Annotated in this window: 1 protein-coding gene; it reads left to right on the top strand. The window is 57.5% G+C overall.

All coding sequences use genetic code 11. The annotated features are described in order from the left end of the window. Positions 1-97: 97 nt before the first annotated feature. The coding region (locus tag HYE77_RS32445; RefSeq protein ID WP_177070619.1) for a response regulator at positions 98-388 on the top strand (291 nt) is incomplete at its 3' end.

Below are 388 nucleotides of genomic sequence, written 5' to 3'. Positions count from 1 at the left end.
GGGCACCCGCGAACGATAAAGTCCCGGCGTGACTCATCAGTTTTGGGCAAATAGCCATTAGCCAGTATGCTGGCCGGGATTTTTAGAGGAATGGTCAATGAGTAAAGTCAGTGTGTTGGTGGTGGATGACGCATCGTTCATCCGCGATCTGGTGAAAAAGTGCCTGCGCAATTACTTCCCGGGCATCCGGATCGAAGACGCCGTCAACGGTCGCAAGGCCCAGGCGATGCTGGCGCGCGAAGCGTTCGATCTGGTGCTGTGCGATTGGGAAATGCCCGAAATGTCCGGCCTGGAGCTGCTGACCTGGTGCCGTGCCCAGGACAACCTCAAGACCATGCCGTTCGTGATGGTCACCAGCCGTGGCGATAAAGAGAACGTGGTGCAGGCG

Source organism: Pseudomonas sp. IPO3774, assembly GCF_013386835.1.
Classification (GTDB): Bacteria; Pseudomonadota; Gammaproteobacteria; order Pseudomonadales; family Pseudomonadaceae; genus Aquipseudomonas.
The sequence above is the reverse complement of the archived record's forward strand: the minus strand, read 5'-3'. Positions and strand labels throughout refer to the sequence as shown.